This is a genomic window from Isoptericola croceus, from assembly GCF_029382255.1.
Lineage (GTDB): Bacteria > Actinomycetota > Actinomycetes > Actinomycetales > Cellulomonadaceae > Isoptericola > Isoptericola croceus.
In genome coordinates this window covers 1-412 of the sequence record NZ_JARLLG010000031.1, presented here as the reverse complement: position 1 = coordinate 412, position 412 = coordinate 1, and the positions used below count along the sequence as shown (strand labels likewise).

At 43.2% G+C, this 412-nt stretch carries 1 protein-coding gene; it reads right to left on the bottom strand.

Annotated elements, in window-relative coordinates; translation table 11 throughout:
• Positions 1-90: 90 nt before the first annotated feature.
• A partial coding sequence (locus PZC42_RS20625; RefSeq protein ID WP_277213938.1) for an SPFH domain-containing protein occupies positions 91-412 on the bottom strand: 322 nt, incomplete at its 5' end.

Genomic DNA, 412 nt, shown 5'->3' with positions numbered 1-412 from the left:
GCACAGTTATCCTGATCATTTTTCTTCACTGACAAAACAACTCTTAACATTCACATCATTTAAAACTATGCTCATAACTAACGGTTCTAACTAGGAGGCCTTACTCTTAAAGAGTTTGTTGCTTGAATCATCGAAAGCCGGATCGTTGATGTTCAACATCAGGTTGGCCCCGCTCAAGAAGACTTTGTTTTGAGAACCAGCGATGGTTCTTGAAATGCTCTGAGCAGCTCTGATCTTCCTCAATTTCAGATAACCTGGATTCCTCGAAACGGCTTCACCCAGCATTTTTGCTGCTTCGGCTTCACCCTCAGCTTGCAGAATTTTCTGTTGTCTTTCTTGTTTGGCCCTTTCCACGACGAAAACTGCCCTTTGAGCTTCTTGTTGTGCTACCTGTTTAGCTTCAACAGCTGCA